Annotated in this window: 18 protein-coding genes; 8 read left to right on the forward strand and 10 right to left on the reverse strand. The window is 41.5% G+C overall.

Features of this window, described 5'->3' with window-relative positions:
* The first annotated feature begins 28 nt into the window (after nucleotides 1–28).
* The 3 genes from proB to GSQ84_RS21620 all read left to right on the forward strand — a co-directional run bounded on the left by proB (nucleotide 29) and on the right by GSQ84_RS21620 (nucleotide 3,983).
* On the forward strand, nucleotides 29–1,108 hold the full coding sequence (proB, locus tag GSQ84_RS21610) for a glutamate 5-kinase (RefSeq protein WP_158799456.1): 1,080 nt from the start codon (nucleotides 29–31) through the stop codon (nucleotides 1,106–1,108).
* 11 nt (nucleotides 1,109–1,119) lie between these two features.
* Nucleotides 1,120–2,364 (forward strand): glutamate-5-semialdehyde dehydrogenase, encoded by a 1,245-nt coding sequence (locus GSQ84_RS21615; protein ID WP_158799623.1) that lies wholly within the window; start codon nucleotides 1,120–1,122, stop codon nucleotides 2,362–2,364.
* A gap of 113 nt (nucleotides 2,365–2,477) precedes the next feature.
* On the forward strand, nucleotides 2,478–3,983 hold the full coding sequence (locus GSQ84_RS21620) for a malate:quinone oxidoreductase (RefSeq protein ID WP_158799457.1): 1,506 nt from the start codon (nucleotides 2,478–2,480) through the stop codon (nucleotides 3,981–3,983).
* On the opposite strand, the gene GSQ84_RS21625 is transcribed toward GSQ84_RS21620, so the two are convergent.
* A complete protein-coding gene (locus GSQ84_RS21625) occupies nucleotides 3,946–4,848 on the reverse strand; it encodes a lysophospholipid acyltransferase family protein (protein WP_158799458.1) in 903 nt (300 codons plus the stop codon). The two genes, GSQ84_RS21620 and GSQ84_RS21625, sit on opposite strands and share 38 nt — an antisense overlap.
* 130 nt (nucleotides 4,849–4,978) lie before the next feature.
* Nucleotides 4,979–5,440, reverse strand: coding sequence for an Lrp/AsnC family transcriptional regulator (locus GSQ84_RS21630; protein ID WP_158799459.1), 462 nt, complete (start codon nucleotides 5,438–5,440; stop codon nucleotides 4,979–4,981).
* Nucleotides 5,441–5,656: 216 nt separating this feature from the next.
* Between GSQ84_RS21630 and GSQ84_RS21635 the strand changes: the two genes are divergently transcribed.
* The gene (locus GSQ84_RS21635; RefSeq protein ID WP_158799460.1) at nucleotides 5,657–6,502 is read left to right on the forward strand and encodes an RNA polymerase sigma factor RpoD/SigA; all 846 of its coding nucleotides are present in this window, start codon (nucleotides 5,657–5,659) and stop codon (nucleotides 6,500–6,502) included.
* Between the two features lie 14 nt (nucleotides 6,503–6,516).
* Nucleotides 6,517–6,912, forward strand: a complete 396-nt coding sequence (locus GSQ84_RS21640) for a hypothetical protein (RefSeq protein WP_158799461.1) — start codon at nucleotides 6,517–6,519, stop codon at nucleotides 6,910–6,912.
* A gap of 71 nt (nucleotides 6,913–6,983) precedes the next feature.
* Here GSQ84_RS21640 and GSQ84_RS21645 read toward each other — a convergent pair whose 3' ends face one another.
* The gene (locus tag GSQ84_RS21645) at nucleotides 6,984–7,304 is read right to left on the reverse strand and encodes a hypothetical protein (protein WP_158799462.1); all 321 of its coding nucleotides are present in this window, start codon (nucleotides 7,302–7,304) and stop codon (nucleotides 6,984–6,986) included.
* Between the two features lie 114 nt (nucleotides 7,305–7,418).
* Between GSQ84_RS21645 and GSQ84_RS21650 the strand changes: the two genes are divergently transcribed.
* Nucleotides 7,419–8,249, forward strand: coding sequence for a mechanosensitive ion channel family protein (locus GSQ84_RS21650; RefSeq protein ID WP_158799463.1), 831 nt, complete (start codon nucleotides 7,419–7,421; stop codon nucleotides 8,247–8,249).
* 68 nt (nucleotides 8,250–8,317) lie between these two features.
* Here the strand turns inward: GSQ84_RS21650 and GSQ84_RS21655 are convergent, their stop codons facing one another.
* From GSQ84_RS21655 to ribD, 5 genes are read right to left on the reverse strand one after another with little or no spacing between them, the layout of a single operon-like run.
* On the reverse strand, nucleotides 8,318–9,547 hold the full coding sequence (locus GSQ84_RS21655; RefSeq protein WP_158799464.1) for a multidrug effflux MFS transporter: 1,230 nt from the start codon (nucleotides 9,545–9,547) through the stop codon (nucleotides 8,318–8,320).
* A 33-nt stretch (nucleotides 9,548–9,580) separates the two neighbouring features.
* On the reverse strand, nucleotides 9,581–10,459 hold the full coding sequence (locus tag GSQ84_RS21660) for a nucleoside phosphorylase (RefSeq protein WP_158799465.1): 879 nt from the start codon (nucleotides 10,457–10,459) through the stop codon (nucleotides 9,581–9,583).
* A gap of 21 nt (nucleotides 10,460–10,480) precedes the next feature.
* Nucleotides 10,481–11,095, reverse strand: coding sequence for a YigZ family protein (locus tag GSQ84_RS21665; RefSeq protein ID WP_158799466.1), 615 nt, complete (start codon nucleotides 11,093–11,095; stop codon nucleotides 10,481–10,483).
* Nucleotides 11,085–11,948: a DMT family transporter gene (locus GSQ84_RS21670; RefSeq protein ID WP_158799467.1), complete on the reverse strand. Its 864-nt coding sequence runs from the start codon at nucleotides 11,946–11,948 to the stop codon at nucleotides 11,085–11,087. Before GSQ84_RS21670 ends, GSQ84_RS21665 begins: the two co-directional genes overlap by 11 nt.
* Entirely contained in the window at nucleotides 11,945–13,000 is a 1,056-nt protein-coding gene (ribD, locus tag GSQ84_RS21675) for a bifunctional diaminohydroxyphosphoribosylaminopyrimidine deaminase/5-amino-6-(5-phosphoribosylamino)uracil reductase RibD (RefSeq protein ID WP_158799468.1), read from the reverse strand. Before ribD ends, GSQ84_RS21670 begins: the two co-directional genes overlap by 4 nt.
* 82 nt (nucleotides 13,001–13,082) lie before the next feature.
* On the opposite strand from ribD, the gene prmC reads away from it, so the two are divergent.
* A complete protein-coding gene (gene prmC, locus GSQ84_RS21680; RefSeq protein WP_158799469.1) occupies nucleotides 13,083–13,931 on the forward strand; it encodes a peptide chain release factor N(5)-glutamine methyltransferase in 849 nt (282 codons plus the stop codon).
* Between the two features lie 359 nt (nucleotides 13,932–14,290).
* Here the strand turns inward: prmC and xerD are convergent, their stop codons facing one another.
* Complete coding sequence (xerD, locus tag GSQ84_RS21685) at nucleotides 14,291–15,190, reverse strand: site-specific tyrosine recombinase XerD (protein ID WP_158799470.1); 900 nt, start codon at nucleotides 15,188–15,190, stop codon at nucleotides 14,291–14,293.
* A gap of 44 nt (nucleotides 15,191–15,234) precedes the next feature.
* On the opposite strand from xerD, the gene aroQ reads away from it, so the two are divergent.
* Complete coding sequence (gene aroQ, locus GSQ84_RS21690) at nucleotides 15,235–15,654, forward strand: type II 3-dehydroquinate dehydratase (protein ID WP_158799471.1); 420 nt, start codon at nucleotides 15,235–15,237, stop codon at nucleotides 15,652–15,654.
* On the opposite strand, the gene GSQ84_RS21695 is transcribed toward aroQ, so the two are convergent.
* Nucleotides 15,629–16,654: a glycosyltransferase family 2 protein gene (locus GSQ84_RS21695; RefSeq protein WP_158799472.1), complete on the reverse strand. Its 1,026-nt coding sequence runs from the start codon at nucleotides 16,652–16,654 to the stop codon at nucleotides 15,629–15,631. The genes aroQ and GSQ84_RS21695 overlap by 26 nt on opposite strands.
* Nucleotides 16,655–16,692: the final 38 nt, after the last annotated feature.

Genomic DNA, 16,692 nt, shown 5'->3' on the forward strand with positions numbered 1-16,692 from the left:
GATTTCCCAACAATTATTATCCTTAATTATGGCCCTCGCCTATAAAAGAATCGTGGTAAAGATCGGTTCTAATGTCCTTACACAAGCTAATGGCTTACCTGATCAATCCCGGATCGAACACCTTGTAGATCAAATTGTAGACCTTAAAAAACAGGGGATAACCGTTGTTGTGATCTCTTCCGGAGCAGTAGCTTCAGGGAGAAGTATGATCAGCATTACAGAAAAACATGATGCTGTTGCAGCCCGTCAGTTATTGGCCTCTATCGGTCAGATCAAGCTGATCAACACTTATTTGTCGCTCTTTGAAAAACACCAGCTGCTTTGTTCGCAGGTGCTGGTAACCAAAGAAGATTTCCGCGACCGCAAGCATTACCTGAACATCAAAAACTGTTTGTCTATTTTATTGAAACACCAGGTCATCCCCATTGTAAATGAAAATGATGTAGTATCTGTTACAGAACTGATGTTTACAGATAATGATGAACTGGCAGGTCTGGTAGCCTCTATGATGGATGCGGATGCACTGGTTATTTTGTCCAATGTAGACGGGATTTATAACGGAGATCCAAAATCTCCTGGTTCCAGTGTGATCGAAGAGATTAAAAGGGATAATGACACAGTAGGTTCTTTCATCAATACTGCAAAATCAGGATCGGGCAGAGGTGGCATGGTTACTAAATTAGGGATGGCACAAAAAGTAGCCAAACTGGGTATTCCGGTTCATATTGCCAATGGGACGCGTGATCATGTGCTTACTGACCTGATCAGCAAACAGGTAGTGCACACCTTTTTTGTTCCTGAAAAGAGTAAATCCGGAAAGAAAAAGTGGATCGCCCATTCTGAGCAGGCAGCTAAAGGAACAGTTCAGCTGAATCAGGGCGCAATAGACGCGCTGATCTCTGGTCAGGCGCGGAGTTTGCTCCCGATTGGGATTTTAAGTGTTACTTCCGATTTTCAAAAGAGCGATATCATCCGTTTAGTTGACGAACATAACGTACTGATTGGATTAGGTATAGCTGAATATGGATCGGATAAAACAAAAGAAAGAATAGGACAAAAGGGACAAAAGCCTTTGGTGCATTATAATTATTTTTACGCAGTAGGTTAATGAAACAGGATATGGAATACCAGGTTTATTTTGAGAATGCAGTAAAAGCAAGCCGTACCCTATATATGCTGGATGCGGCACAGGTGAACGATGTACTAAAAGAAGTAGCCGCCAATCTGATCATCCATACGGAAGTTATCCTGGCAGCAAATGAAAAGGATCTGGCAAGAATGCCTGCCGAAGATCCAAAATATGATCGTTTACAGTTGAGCAGGGAAAGACTGAAAGGGATAGCAGAGGAAATGATCAACGTAGCGGCCCTGGAAAGCCCATTGGCGGCAGTAATTTCTGCAAAAACCCTTCCCAATGGATTATTTTTATCCAAAATACGCGTTCCTTTAGGGGTAATTGGCGTGATCTATGAAGCCAGGCCAAATGTAACGATGGATGTTTTTTCCCTTTGTTTTAAAACTGGTAACGTTGCCGTACTCAAAGGGGGGAGTGATGCCGAGTTTTCTAACCAGTCTTTAATTAAAGTAATACATGAAGTGCTGGAGCGTAAAGGTATTGATATCAATGCTGCCGTATTACTTCCGCCAGAGCGTGAAGCTACAGCGGCCCTGCTCAATGCAAAAGGTTTTGTTGATGTGCTGATCCCTCGCGGCAGCCAGTCGTTGATCAACTATGTGCGGGATAACAGTAAGATCCCGGTTATAGAAACTGGTGCCGGAATTGTGCATACCTATTTCGATCTTTCCGGAGACAAGGAAAAGGGGAGCGCGATCATTTATAACTCAAAAACAAGAAGGCCAAGCGTATGTAATACATTGGATTGCCTGCTGATCAATTCACAGCGGCTGGATGATCTTTTTACTTTGGTGGCTCCTCTTATAGATAAATCTGTTCAGCTTTATGCCGATCCTGAATCTTACACCGCGCTGGAGGGTTCTTACCCTTCGGAGTTATTACATCATGCCCTTCCGGAAGATTTTGGAATAGAGTTTCTGGATTATAAATTAGCCATTAAAACAGTAACAGATACAGCGGCGGCATTGGAACACATCGCATTTTATAGCTCTAAACATAGTGAAGCAATCATTTCGGAAGATGAGGAGCAGATCTTAAATTTCCTCAATGCGGTTGACGCGGCAGCAGTATATGCCAATGCCTCTACTGCTTTTACCGATGGCGGACAGTTTGGTTTGGGCGCCGAAATAGGCATCAGTACACAAAAACTGCATGCCCGCGGGCCTATGGGACTGGAAGAACTGACCAGTTATAAATGGGTGATCAGGGGTAACGGGCAAGTACGATAGCTATTTTTGTCAGAAATCATGAAAAATGACGGATAAAATAGAAAATAAAAGCTCAACTATCGGTCATTATATTAATTTTGTGGCCGATATAAAGAATAAATTATCTATCCTTCATGACCAGTAAAGACAATTCAGATAAAGTAGTTGATGTAGTACTCATTGGTGCAGGTATTATGAGCGCAACTTTAGGAGTGCTTTTAAAAGAACTTTCACCGGAATTAAACATAGAGATCTTTGAACGTTTAGATGTGGCCGCGGCAGAAAGTTCTGATGCATGGAACAATGCCGGTACAGGACACTCTGCATTTTGTGAGTTAAATTATACACCGCAGTTAAGTGATGGCTCTATAGAAACGGTTAAGGCTGTTGCTATAGCAGAGTCTTTTGAAGTATCCAAACAATTCTGGTCGTTTTTAATCCAGAATAAGATCATTGGTTCCCCTGAAACTTTTATTAAAAGTATTCCTCATATGAGTTTTGTATGGGGCAAGGAAAATGTAGATTACCTGAAGAAAAGACACGCTGCCTTACAGAAATGTGAGTTGTTTAAAGAAATGACCTATACGGAAGATCCTGCACAGCTTAAAAAATGGATTCCTTTAGTCATGGACGGAAGAAATCCTGAAGAAAAAGTTGCTGCAACAAGGATGTTGCTGGGTACGGATGTAAATTTTGGTGCACTAACTAAAATGATGTTCAACTCATTGATAGGTAAACCTGATGTTTCCATGGAATTTAACCAGGAAGTGCGTAAGCTGAAACAAAAGGATGGCCTGTGGCAAATCAAAGTTAAAAACCAGGATACAGGTGATAAAAGAACGGTAAAAGCAAAGTTTGTGTTTATCGGTGCAGGTGGTGGTTCATTGCCTTTACTGGAAAAATCTGATATTCCTGAAGGAAAAGGTTTTGGCGGATTCCCGGTAAGTGGCCAGTGGTTAAAATGTGTGAACCCTGAAGTGATTGAGCGTCACAATGCTAAAGTTTATGGTAAAGCTTCGGTAGGTTCGCCTCCAATGTCTGTTCCTCACCTGGATACCAGGATGATCAATGGCAAAAAGGCCTTGTTATTTGGCCCTTATGCAGGATTTTCAACACGTTTCCTGAAAAATGGATCGCTGATGGATCTGCCAATGTCTATTAAAGTAAGTAACATCCGCCCGATGATCGCGGCCGGTCTAGATAATCTGCCTTTAACCAAATACCTGATCGACCAGGTGAGACAATCTCCTGAAGACCGTTTGGATGCGTTAAAGGAATATCTTCCTGATGCAATTATGCAGGATTGGGAACTGGAAACTGCTGGTCAGCGTGTTCAGGTCATCAAAAAAGATGAGGAACATGGTGGTAAGCTGGAATTTGGTACTGAAGTAGTCACTGCTGCAGATGGTTCCATTGCGGCATTGTTAGGTGCTTCTCCGGGAGCTTCCACGGCAGTATCGATTATGATCAGCCTGATAGAACGTTGTTTTAAAACACATACAGCCAGTGCCGAATGGCAGGCCAAGTTAAAACAGATGATCCCTTCTTACGGAAAAACGTTAAATGATAATCCGGAATTAAGCAGGGCCATCAGAACAGAAACTACAGGGATATTGAATCTACAAGTAACGGAGCAGTAGGCTGGTGTTTCCACCTTCTGTGGCTCCACAACCAATACGCAGGATCTTCCTGGATCAGTTTTTCCAGGAAGTCTGCATGAATATCAGTGATCTCATGTTCCGTGGTTTGATCCGGATGTAATACCAGAGGCACACAGTCTACCTCATAGTAACCTCTTTTTAAAACCTTCACTTTCAGATAAAACACGGGCCGGTTTGTTTTTAAGGCGATCTTTTCAATCCCCAGTGGAATGGATGTCTGTTGGTTTAAGAAATTGATCCAGTAGTGGGATTCACTTTTAGGGGGAGCCTGGTCACTGCCAAAGCAGAAGAGGGTAGGCTCGTTTTTGCTTTCGCTCAATGCCCGGTAAGTTTGCCGCATGGCGATCAGACGGTTGCCAAACCTGGTCCTGATGGTATAAAACCATTTGTCAAATATCTTATTGTTTAACGGTTTATATATAGGATAGTTAATTCCGGTCAGGCTGAGCCCCAGTGACAGCGTTCCCCATTCCCAGTTTCCGTAATGTGCAGAACAAGCCAGTACGCTTTCACCGCGTTCAAAGTAAGCATTGATCAGGTCGATATTTTTAAACGTAAAACGCTTTTGCAATTGCTTTTTAGAAATGGTAGACATCTTCACGATTTCGAAGATCAGATCAGCCAGATATTTATAGTAACGTTTTTCTATGTTATCGATCTCGGATTTGCTTTTCTCAGGAAACGCATTGGTCAGGTTTAACCTTACAACGGCCCTGCGATAGCCAAATACATAAAACAGCAGCCAATAGGCAAAAGTAGAAATAGCATACAGCACCCTCATGGGAAGCAGGGATAGTGCATATAAAAAGAATACGCCAATATGGGAGATTATCCTTTGCAGCATGTGTTTGGATTAAGATGCAAACTTAAATTATTTCGTGTCTTGTTCTGCTAAATTCGAATAAAAAAGCGGTATGCAGCCATAAATTGTTACGGTAAACTGATCAACTATCCTGTTTTAAAATTGGTTGGTGTTAGAAATAGTATCCTTTATCTGGGATTACTTCTTCCAGTTCAATGTAATTAACGGATTCTTTTACATGGGCCAGGCCGGCAATGATTTTATGAATATCCGAAAAAGAAGTAGTGTCTCTCGTGGCTACTTTTACTTTAAAATGGTAGTCGCCCACCATATTGATACACCCATATACACCTTTGATCTGATTCAGGCTATGTTTAAACGCTTCAATAGTTGGTGCAGAGTTGTTGTCCAATCTCAAATGAATAAAGCCAAGCACTTCAAGGTTTAGCTTTTTGCGGTTCAGCGTTGCTTTATTCGCCGAAATATATCCGTTTTCATTTAGCCATTTGATACGTGTGCTGATGGTTGACGTTGATTTGTTGAGTTTCGATGCAATCTGTTTATGTGGAGTAGATGAATCCTGCTGCAGGATTCTAAGGATAGATTTGTCTGTTCGGTCAAGTGCGTGTAGCATTAATTTATATCTGGTCGGTTAGAAATAGTTATTAGCGGTAAAACTAATAAATAATAAATTATTAAAACCTAATTAATTTCACTTTTTACAGCTAAGTATATTCTGTATATGAATTAAATTTAATATTTAAGTTAAATAAAGGTATTTATCCGGTTCTGAACCCTTCCGTTTTCTTTTAAGATTATGTACGCCAACTTTGAGGCATTATTTGAGGTTATGAAGGACATTAAAATTGATCAGACGATAACGGATTGGGATATGGAATCCCTGCATCGCTATTTCGCAGAAATTAACAAGATTCCCCTGCTTACGGTAAAGGAAGAAGTTCAACTCACACGGCTCATCAAAGCGGGTGACCAGGCGGCATTGGACCTGCTGGTGCGTACCAATTTAAGGTTTGTGGTTTCGGTCGCCAAAAAATACCAGCACCGCGGTTTAAGCCTGGGCGATCTGATTAATGAAGGGAACCTGGGCCTGATCAAGGCAGCCACCAAATTTGATGAGACAAAAGGGTTTAAGTTTATTTCTTTTGCTGTCTGGTGGATCAGGCAGTCTATCATGCTGGCTATTTCCGAGCAAACAAGGATAGTGCGGCTGCCGCTAAATATGATCAATTCGATTACGCTGATCAATAAAGCGGTATTGGTTTTGGAACAGCAACTGGAAAGGTTCCCTACTACCGCTGAAATAGCCGAAGCAACCAGCATGAATGAATATAAGATCCTGAATCATCTCCAGCTAGCCAGAAAAAGTACATCCCTGCATATGGTCCTCGATACTGAAGTAGGGAATACGCTGCTGGACGTGCTGACAGATTCTTATTATCAGCCGGATAACCAATTGAACCTGGAAGCTAAAGCGCATGAAGTTAGTGTTTTGCTAAGACTGCTAACCAAACGGGAAGCGGAAGTCCTGCAGCTATATTATGGACTGGCCGGCAGGGAAGCACTATCGCTGGAAGATATAGCCCGTTTATTCAATATCAGCAGGGAAAGGGTGAGGCAGCTGAAGGATGGAGGAATTAAAAAAATTAAAAAAAACATGCCTGTAAATCAGGTTTAAAATCACTTGTTAAAATGTTAAAAATTAAAATTATGCCCTATAATTATTTTGCTGAAAGCTTTAATCAGCTGGAGAACCTGGTTAAGTTAGTTCAGCGTCTGGAACACCTGGAAGGACCGCTAAAAGAATTAAAAGATGAGAATTATATCGCTGATGAATTTAGACGTGTAAAAACATCTGCCTCAAAGGATGTGCTGATATTTGGCAACCATTCCTATCACTATTTAAGGTTTCACCTTTTCCTGGTTTATGATATGATGATCACTTTGATGGAGCTCATGAGGGAATTGCCCGAGGTTAGTGTGATGAGTGAACGTGACCTGTACGTGTATAAACATAGTAGCCAGTTGCGCTCAGAACTCGAAAGTCTTGCGCTATTTTATGAAAAACTGAGTGAGCTGGTTGGCTGAGGGGAAGGATTCAATTAGATGGTAAATTTACAGGCAGATCTTTTTTAAGCAAATCTGCCTGTAATCCGTTCTTATACAAAGGCAGGGGTTAAACTATCAGGATCATTGCCCTGAATCTGGTTTCTTCGTACCTGTGAAATATCGGTCGGTTTTTTGGGGTGGATACTTTTGATATTGCTGATGCCGTCATAGATTAAAAAAGCACCAAGAAAAGTTTCCTGTAAAAAGATTAAAGGGTGACTATGTATATTTTTTAGTCCCCGTTGAAAGATGTAAGCGCCGGCAGCCATTGATAACACGCATTTGGCAGTACTCAGGTTTTCGTTTTTATTGGTTTCCAGCAGCTTTTTTGCCGCTAAAACGGTAAGGTTATGGGTGAGTTTATTGAACATGTGATCCTCCTGATTATATCTGAAATGAACAGATTGGCTGGTTTTTTGTTTGGGGTTTTATGAAATTGATAAACTTTTTAATTTAAATAACGTTATTATCGAATTATAAGTATTATGAAAACAACTACCGTAGAAGCAAGCGCAGACCATACCCTACAGTTTTATGATAAAGCCTTCGACTGGGTAATTGCCAAAGGCCCTAATATCATTATAGGAATTATCATTCTTTTAATAGGCATGTGGCTGATCAGGCTATTTGCTAAGTGGTTAACTACGGGATTACATCAAAAATCGATTGATCCTTCTTTGAAGCCTTTTTTTATCAGCTTGTCTGTAAATGGTTTAAGGCTATTACTGATATTTACCGTAATGCAGTTTATTGGTATCCAAATGACAATATTTGTCACACTGGTTGGTGCTTTTGGTGTAGCAGCTGGTTTAGCCCTATCAGGAACCTTACAAAACTTTGCCAGTGGAATACTGATCCTGATCTTAAAACCCTTTGTGGTAGGCGACAATATCGTTGCGCAGGGGCAGGAAGGTACGGTAACCATTATTGAGATCTTTTATACCACAATTACCACTTTTGATAACAGGCTGGTCGTAGTGCCCAATGGAAAGTTATCCAATGAAATTATCATCAACGTGAGCACCAAAGGCAGCCGCAGGCTGGACATCACGATGAAGTTCAACTATGGCATTGAGTATGATCAATTGCTGGAGATCATCAATAAAACTATAGAAGACTCAAAGGATATTCTGAAGACGCCTGAACATCGCGTTGGCGTTACTTTGTTGGAAGAAGGGGGATACACGGTACTGATCAACGTTTGGCTAAATTCCCACGGCTTTAACGACGCGCGATTGAAGTTCCAGGAAAACCTGATGCGCGACATGAAAGAAGCCGGTCTTCCGCTTCCGGGGATGTCTGCCAAGGAAAGCTAGGGAAAAATCGAGGTCGACTTTTCCGGCTACGCTTTCTAAAATTTTCCTTCTGCACTTTCTAAAACAGGTTAATGAAATGATCCGCCTGCCTGTTCGGGATCTGCATTAATTTGATGTTTAATGTTTTTCCTGCCAAAATACAGCACAGCCAGGGCGATCAGTGAGGTTGAAGCCATGATAGCAACCATGGGCAGTGAAGAGCGTGTATCAAATAAACTTACCCCAACAGAAGCCAGTGTTCCTAAACCCATTTGTACAGCACCCATCAAAGCAGATGCACTGCCTGCGTTTTTTGTAAACGGAGCCATAGACAAGGCCGAAGTATTCGGACTGGAGAAACCCAGACAACTGAGGAAAATAAATAAAAGGAAAATGGTAGCCGGCAGGCCAAACCAGCCGTTAAAACTGCCAGCCAGAAAGATTACCCCTGTAATAGACTGGCACGTGAGCGCCGCAAAGATCACCTGCTCACTGCTGTATCTTTTAAGCATCAGGGTATTTAGCTGGCTCGAACCAATCAAACCGATTGATAAAAAGGCGAAGATCCAGCCATAGGTTTCTTCCTTTACGGCAAAGATATCCATGAACAGCAAAGGAGAGCCTGCAACGTAAGCAAACAGCCCGGAAAAGGCAACACCACCGGTAATGGCATAAGTATAAAACTGTGGTTCTTTTACAACCGTCATAAAATTTATCAGGATGGGCTTTGGCTTCAACGAGATCGTCAGATCGGGCTCGTATTTGTCTTCCAGTCCAAAAATACTGGCAACAAGGTTGATGATCCCCAGCAGCATCAATACATAAAATACGGAATGCCATCCAAAAGCTGTGGTTACATAACCACCCACCGTAGGTGCAATCATCGGCGAAGCGCCAACAACCAGCATCAGTAAGGCAAATACCTTGGCATTTTCGCTGACAGGAAACAAATCCCTTACCATTGCAATAGAAGCTACTGCCGCTGCACAACTGCCGATGGCCTGAACACATCTCAGAAATATAAGTGTATTGATATCAGTAGCATAGGCGCAGCCAATGGAAGCGATAATATAAAGTATAAGGCCGATGTATAATGGTTTTTTCCTGCCGAAACGATCCAGTAACGGGCCATATAACAGCTGGCCGATAGAAATACCAATAAAAAATCCCGATAGCGAAAGTGAAACTTTAGCTACGGTAGTATGCAGGTCTTTTGCTATGGCTGGAAATCCCGGCAGGTACATATCGATAGAGAAAGGACCCAGGGCAGTGAGCGAGCCTAAAAGAAGTATCAGGAAAAAGTGTTTGCGTTTAGTCATGGGTAAGGGGCGGCTAGATAGGGTGAGAAATTTTTATGTTGAGGTAGTAATTCTTTCTAAAACAAGTTTGATGGCTTTTTCTACGATCAGATTAGGTTCCGGGCTAAACTGATTATTTACCCTGCTTGCCAGGATAGCGTTAACAGACAATGCTTTATGGCCTAAAATTTTAGCCAGCGCATAAATCCCCGCAGTTTCCATTTCCAGGTTAGTGATCCTGTGTTCAGCAAAGCTAAAACTATTAAGGAGCTGAACGAGGTTGGGTACCGCATTTTGTGCCCTTACTTGTCTGCCTTGTGGGGCATAAAAGCCCGGCGCGGTAGCCGTAATTCCTTGTTCAAAATCTTTGCCGATAGTATTTAATAATCCAGGATCGGCAGCAGTCAGATAGGGACGAATGGCGGGAAGTTCTATAAAATGTGCTTTTAATTGAGCAAAAAGCTGGTTTTCCTTATCTGGTACGTCCTGCACATAAAAATTCATCAGGGCATCCAGTCCTAACCCGTAGGAGGAAGCCAGGATAGTGCCCATAGGCAAATCTGCCTGTACAGCACCAGAAGTTCCAATTCTGATGATGTTGAGCGACGTCAACTGAGTTTTTACCAGACGCGTATTGAAGTCGATATTTACCAGTGCATCCAGCTCATTCAATACGATATCTATGTTATCCGTGCCAATACCGGTAGAAACAACAGTAATTCTTTTGCTGCCTATATATCCGGTATGGGTTAAAAACTCCCGTTTTCCCTTTTTAATTTCAATACGGTCGAAATATTTCGTTATAGCCGAAACCCTGTCGGGATCACCAACGGTAATGACGGTATCAGCAATATCTTCAGGAAGCAGGTTTAAATGGTAAATGCTTCCGTCGGGATTGATGATCAAATCTGCTTCAGACAATTTTTGCATCATAATCTTTTTATAACCGGGTAATTAAATCGTACCAACGTATTTTAAGGTGATGGCACTTTGTTTTTCAATCCTTTCCAGGACTCTGTTCAGATGAGATTTCCTCACCTCAAATGTAATACTGCAATCATTATCAAAATGCTGTGTAATAATATTCAGCTGTTCTTCTTTGATCAGCCGCATTACATCGTTCATGACCAGGTAATCAAAGGTGATCTCATATAAGTCCTTAACCGTTTTTTCTACTACAGCTGCCGTTTCAACAGCTTCAGCGGCAGCCGATTTATAGGCATTGATCAATCCTGGAACTCCCAATAATGTTCCTCCAAAGTACCGGACTACCACGATCAGTATATTGGTCAATCCTGCGGACAACAACACATTTAATATCGGCCTTCCGGCAGTACCAGAGGGCTCTCCGTCGTCATTAACACGGTAAACCCCTTTATCAGGACTTAGGCGATAGGCATAACAAAAGTGATTTGCTTTGGTATGTTCCGCCCTGAGTTTAAGCAGGATGGGTTTTACCTCCGATTCATTAATGATCGGATAAGCAAAAGCGATAAACTTACTTCCTTTATCTTTAAAGACACCTTCAGCAGGATGATCTATCGTTTTATAGGTATCATCAAACAGCATATATTTGTGATAGGGTAATCAGTAAGATAGCTGAAAGCGCCATGGCTATCCCTACATAATTCAGTTTAGTTACCTTTTCTTTAAATATGAGAATACCAATGATGCTGCCAACCAGGATCACGCCCATGTTCATGGCTGCAAATACTGTTGAAGGATGTGCGGCCATCGCACGGTGTGCCTTCATATAAAATAAGATATTTCCAAAATTGAAACAGCCCAGTACCAGTCCGCACACAAAGTTTACCAGTTCTACTTTTTGTTTTTTGACGAGTGCGGTGTAGGCTAATATCAGCAGGGCAACTACAAAAGAGATACAAAAAACGATCAGCAGGGAACTGGTATAAGGAATAGAGGTGTTTAAGGCTATCTGTTTGAACATCACGTCAATTATACCAAAACCAACGAATACGATAATAGGGTAGACATAGCTAAGGCGATCGTTCCTGACCGCAGATTTTTTGATCAATGTTAAAAATATAGCGATAAAACCAACGATCAGGCCTGCGATTTTTAAGTTGGTAAAATTTTCGCCAAAGAGGTAAAAAGCTGCAAGAATAGGAATAAACAGGGAAAGACGCTGGGCAATATCTGTTTTAACGATTCCAATATTCCTTACTGAAGCAGCCAGCAGCATAAAAAGTACAGGTAATAATACGCCTAAACCAATCAGCAGTGGCGACGGAACAGCTTTAAATACATGTAGATCTGGTTTAAAGAAAAAATAGGAGAGCACAATGGCGGCCAGGTAATTCCACATCACAGCCTGCAGCACATTAATTTTATAGCGTTTTGCCAGTTTAAGTAAGATCGCTACAATAACACTGCAGCTGATGCTTAATAATATATATATCATTTTTTTAAGACATTTTCATAAATGGTTAACTGATCCTGGTCGACTTTAGTTACCGCGGTAATCCTGCCATTGATCTGCGGAGAGAAAATACCGGTATCCCAGCTTTCTGAAGAGTTGAATACCCTGGCTTCATCCCACAGACCGGAAGCGATAAACTGGTTCAGGATATCGGCCCCGCCTTCTACGATAACGGACTGTATATCCATCAGGTACAATTGGTAAGCAACTTTTTGCGGAAGATAATATAACATGTCTTCCATAGAAATGAAATGGATATTACCTTCAACATCCGTTTTATGCTCATTCAGGATTACTGTTTTGGCCTGGTCATTATATATATGGTGACTGGACGGGATTTCCAGGTTTCGGTCGATCACCACCCGCACCGGATTTTTACCCGTCCACTCTCTAGCAGTCAGCTCGGGGTTATCAGCAATAGCAGTTTTTTTACCGATAACAATTGCATCTTCTTCTGTTCTCCATTTATGAACCAGCTTTTTGGCCAGTGGGCCACTGATCCATTGCTGTACTGTATTTTTTGGAGCGAAGTAACCATTTGCCGTACGCGCCCATTTTAATATGATATAGGGGCGCTGCTGGTTTATCCTGGTAAAAAAGCGACGGTTAACGTAATAACATTCTTTTTCCAACACCCCAACAACAACTTCAATACCGGCGTTAAGTAGTTTTTCCATCCCTTTTCCATTTACATCAGGAAAGGGATCGCGGTTTCCGATCACTACTTTTTTCACCTGATGACGGATCAGCAGATCGGCGCAGGGAGGTGTTTTCCCAAAATGTGCACAGGGCTCCAGGCTAACGTAAGCAGTAGCTTTTTTTAACAATTCTGCTGCTGCCTGTCCATAGCTGGCCAATACCGCATTCACTGCATTGACTTCTGCATGTGCCTTTCCGTACTGCTGGTGGAATCCTTCACCGATAATTTTTCCTTCACTAACGATTACACAGCCTACCAGCGGATTCGGACTCACCTGACCATTACCCATTTCTGCCAGCTCGAGACACCGCTTCATGTACAACTCATCGCTCATGCGACAAAAGTACTTTCAATTTGTGAGCTATTGAAATATTTCAAACATACAGATGCAACTTTATTACTTACTTTTGCATTCCATGGATTTTAAGCAATTAGAACAATACTTTATCAGTGAACTGGCTGTTTTTTATGATCAGGAAGAAGCGAGGCAATTATTTTATCTTGCTGTAACTTCTATTTTTGACTGGAACCGTACGCAGCTGCTCATTCATAATAATGAAATCCCCGATGATGACCAGTTACTTAGCTATCGTAAGCTGTTAAATGAACTAAAAGATGGGAAGCCGCTGCAATATGTTCTTCAGGAAACCTGGTTTTATGGGTTAAAATTTAAGGTAAACCCTGCTGTACTGATACCTCGTCCGGAGACGGAGGAGCTGGTAGCCTGGATCTTAGAGACCGTAGCTGCAGAAAAACTTGATGAAACATATGTGCTTGACATTGGAACTGGAAGCGGCTGTATCGCCATAACGCTTAAGAAAAACTTGTCTAATGCTCAGGTCAGTGCGCTTGACGTTTCTGCTGCTGCTATTGCCGTGGCCAGCGAAAATGCAGCACTAAATGAAACACCGGTTAACTTTATCCCTGCTGATATCTTAAGTTATCAAAGCAATGTGAAGTATAATCTAATCGTTTCCAATCCTCCTTATATTACTGAACAGGAGCGCCAGGAGATGCACCAGAATGTACTGGATCATGAACCTCATTTGGCTTTGTTTGTGAGTGATGATAACCCATTGATATTTTATAAAGCTATAGCAGATTTTGCACTTCGGCAACTGCAACCGCAAGGAAGATTATTTTTTGAAATCAATGAGTATTTGGGTATAGAAACAGTTGAAATGTTAAAGGATAAGGGCTTTAAAAACATTAGCTTAAGAAAAGATATGCAGGGTAAAGACCGCATGATTTGCTGTAATATCTAAATCATTCTGAAGTCTTGAAATTGGGTAGTATAAATACAGTAACGATCAACTCATCAGTTACAGAATACGCTACCTGACACTGGAAAAACCAGACAGAAGCGGTTGTCGTCCCCAAGATATGCAGGGAAAGAACAGTATGATTTACTTCGTTATTTAAATCATACCAGCAGTGTAGAACCCCGTCTGGCACGAGAAAAACCAGACACACCCCAGTTGCCGTTCCAGGGTAAAGACCGCAAGATGCTGTAATATTTAAATCAGCCTGAAGTCTACAGAATAGTGGTATATCAACGCGATTATCATCAACTCGCAGCAGTAAAAAACGATTCCTAACACAAAAAACAGCGGTAAATTCTATATTATGTCCTTGGATGATACTGTGTAACAATCCCTTTTAAATAATCCTTATCAAGGTGGGTATACAATTCTGTGGTGGTAATGCTGGAATGCCCCAGCATTTCCTGCACGGCGCGCAGATCGGCACCGCCTTCAATCAGGTGGGTAGCAAAAGAGTGTCTGAAAGTATGGGGACTGATACTCTTCTTTAAGCCGATCTGATCGGCAAGACCTTTGATAATGGTAAATACAGAGATCCTTGATAAACTGGTGCCCAGCCTGTTCAGGAAAACAAAATCTTCATTTCCTTTTTTTATGGAAAGATGTACCCTAACCTCGTTCAGGTAAATATCAATATACTGCAAGGCAGTTTCCCCGATAGGGATGATCCTTTCTTTATTTCCTTTACCGGTTACTTTAATATATTCCTGTGCAGTATTGAGATCTGAGATCTTTAAGGTAACTAGTTCTGTTACGCGCAGGCCACAGCCATATAAAACTTCTATGATCGCCTTGTTCCGCATACCTTCAGGTTTAGAGAGGTCGATGGCAGCTATTAAAGCCTCTATTTCCGGAACAGTAAGCACATCAGGAAGTTTACGGCTTAACTTTGGAGATTCCAGCTGTACTGATGGGTCGAGGTTAATGAGGTCTTCAATGATCAGGAAATTAAAAAAAGATTTTAATCCGGAGATCACCCTGGCCTGGGTATTGGCCAGCATGCCCAGCTCACTCAACCAAATCATAAAATTATATAAGTCACTTTCTTTTAGCTCTTTGAAGTTCAATTCCTTACCTATAACTTCGTAATACTGAAACAATTTCGCTACATCATTTAAGTAGGCCTCCACCGAATTTTCAGACAGTCCGCGTTCCAGTTTCAAATAGGTTTTAAAGGCTTTATGCCAGGGGTAATTAATCACACAAAAAATTTTAATTGTTAGTTTTTAAGGCTAAGTTTGGATGGATGAAGATACAAATTATTAACGGACCGAATTTAAATCTATTGGGTACACGTGAGCCGGGAATATACGGCAGTCAGACTTTTGAAGAATATTTTATAGGATTAAAAGATACTTTTTCGATCCTGGAACTGGAATACTACCAAAGTAATGTAGAAGGCGAGCTAATCAATAAATTACATGAAGTAGGATTTTCCTATGATGGTATCATTTTAAACGGGGGAGGTTATACGCATACTTCCGTAGCCATCGCTGATGCGATTGCAGCGATCAAAACACCTGTGGTAGAAGTACATGTTTCCAATATCTATGCACGCGAAGAGTTCCGTCATGTGTCCCTGACCGGTAAAAACTGTAAAGGCGTATTAACCGGATTTGGAATGGACGGATACCGCCTGGCTATTGAAAGTTTTTTAGCTGGCTAAAATTTTTGATCCCCTTGATAAAGTATGCCCAGACTACACTGGAAGGATAAACTCCGGTGAGTTTGGCATAAGGTATCTGCGTTTTACCTCTTTTAGCAGCTGTTCTTTTTCTGCTTTTCACGAACTGGTAATGCGCCTTATTCACGGCACGTGCGAATTTGAATTTACCTTTTAACACGAATTGCAGCAGGGCGATGAAATCTATTGTCATCCTCATGGCAATCTTCCATGCTGCTTCACCAGCAGGAAGGTTCTTCTGCATGATGATCAGGTTGTTCCGGAAGTTTAAAAATACTTTATAGGGGTTTTCCGCATCCAGTGTTGCACCTCCTACATGGTACACTTCGGCACCAGGGCAGTAAGCGATCTGATAACCCAGATTTTTTAAACGCCAGCAAAGATCAATCTCTTCCATGTGCGCAAACAGATCAGGATCCAGTCCGCCTGTTTCTTCCCATTGTTTTCTTTTGATAAAAAAAGCAGCCCCACCAGCCCAGAAGATCTCTTTGGCATCATCATACTGCCCGTTGTCGGTTTCTAAATGATCAAATATTCTTCCCCTGCAAAAGGGAAAGGCATTGCTATCCATAAAACCACCGGCAGCACCTGCGTACTCAAATTTGGATTTATCTTTCTGCCATTTGATTTTGGGTTGTGCGGCAGCGATCCTCTCGTTGGTTTCCATCACCTGTATCACCGGTTCAATCCAGTTTTCAGGAACTTCAACATCAGAATTTAAAAGGATATAATAATCTGCATCCACCTGTTGCAATATTCTGTTGTATCCTTCGGCGAAACCATAATTCTGATCGTTCACCAAAACGCTTACCATTGGAAAGTTGCTGCGTATAAAATCTACAGAATCATCGGATGAGGCATTATCACCTACAATTAACTGCAGATTGGGATATCTGGAACGAACGATGCTCGGTAAGAAACGCGACAATAATTCTTTACCGTTCCAGTTTAAAATAACAACAGCTACATTAGGTACAGACATGAGGTTAATTGAGGTTTATCATCTATAAAAATCACGTA

Origin of the sequence: Pedobacter sp. L105, from assembly GCF_009765875.1 — a bacterium.
Taxonomy (GTDB): Bacteria; Bacteroidota; Bacteroidia; order Sphingobacteriales; family Sphingobacteriaceae; genus Pedobacter.

What these genes read in the sequence shown, in the direction of transcription:
- proB (WP_158799456.1), top strand. Translation starts at nt 29, where the DNA reads ATGGCCCTCGCCTATAAAAGAATCGTGGTAAAGATCGGTTCTAATGTC.
- GSQ84_RS21615 (WP_158799623.1), top strand. Translation starts at nt 1,120, where the DNA reads ATGGAATACCAGGTTTATTTTGAGAATGCAGTAAAAGCAAGCCGTACC.
- GSQ84_RS21620 (WP_158799457.1), top strand. Translation starts at nt 2,478, where the DNA reads ATGACCAGTAAAGACAATTCAGATAAAGTAGTTGATGTAGTACTCATT.
- GSQ84_RS21625 (WP_158799458.1), bottom strand. Translation starts at nt 4,848, where the DNA reads ATGCTGCAAAGGATAATCTCCCATATTGGCGTATTCTTTTTATATGCA.
- GSQ84_RS21630 (WP_158799459.1), bottom strand. Translation starts at nt 5,440, where the DNA reads ATGCTACACGCACTTGACCGAACAGACAAATCTATCCTTAGAATCCTG.
- GSQ84_RS21635 (WP_158799460.1), top strand. Translation starts at nt 5,657, where the DNA reads ATGAAGGACATTAAAATTGATCAGACGATAACGGATTGGGATATGGAA.
- GSQ84_RS21640 (WP_158799461.1), top strand. Translation starts at nt 6,517, where the DNA reads ATGTTAAAAATTAAAATTATGCCCTATAATTATTTTGCTGAAAGCTTT.
- GSQ84_RS21645 (WP_158799462.1), bottom strand. Translation starts at nt 7,304, where the DNA reads ATGTTCAATAAACTCACCCATAACCTTACCGTTTTAGCGGCAAAAAAG.
- GSQ84_RS21650 (WP_158799463.1), top strand. Translation starts at nt 7,419, where the DNA reads ATGAAAACAACTACCGTAGAAGCAAGCGCAGACCATACCCTACAGTTT.
- GSQ84_RS21655 (WP_158799464.1), bottom strand. Translation starts at nt 9,547, where the DNA reads ATGACTAAACGCAAACACTTTTTCCTGATACTTCTTTTAGGCTCGCTC.
- GSQ84_RS21660 (WP_158799465.1), bottom strand. Translation starts at nt 10,459, where the DNA reads ATGATGCAAAAATTGTCTGAAGCAGATTTGATCATCAATCCCGACGGA.
- GSQ84_RS21665 (WP_158799466.1), bottom strand. Translation starts at nt 11,095, where the DNA reads ATGCTGTTTGATGATACCTATAAAACGATAGATCATCCTGCTGAAGGT.
- GSQ84_RS21670 (WP_158799467.1), bottom strand. Translation starts at nt 11,948, where the DNA reads ATGATATATATATTATTAAGCATCAGCTGCAGTGTTATTGTAGCGATC.
- ribD (WP_158799468.1), bottom strand. Translation starts at nt 13,000, where the DNA reads ATGAGCGATGAGTTGTACATGAAGCGGTGTCTCGAGCTGGCAGAAATG.
- prmC (WP_158799469.1), top strand. Translation starts at nt 13,083, where the DNA reads ATGGATTTTAAGCAATTAGAACAATACTTTATCAGTGAACTGGCTGTT.
- aroQ (WP_158799471.1), top strand. Translation starts at nt 15,235, where the DNA reads ATGAAGATACAAATTATTAACGGACCGAATTTAAATCTATTGGGTACA.
- GSQ84_RS21695 (WP_158799472.1), bottom strand. Translation starts at nt 16,654, where the DNA reads ATGTCTGTACCTAATGTAGCTGTTGTTATTTTAAACTGGAACGGTAAA.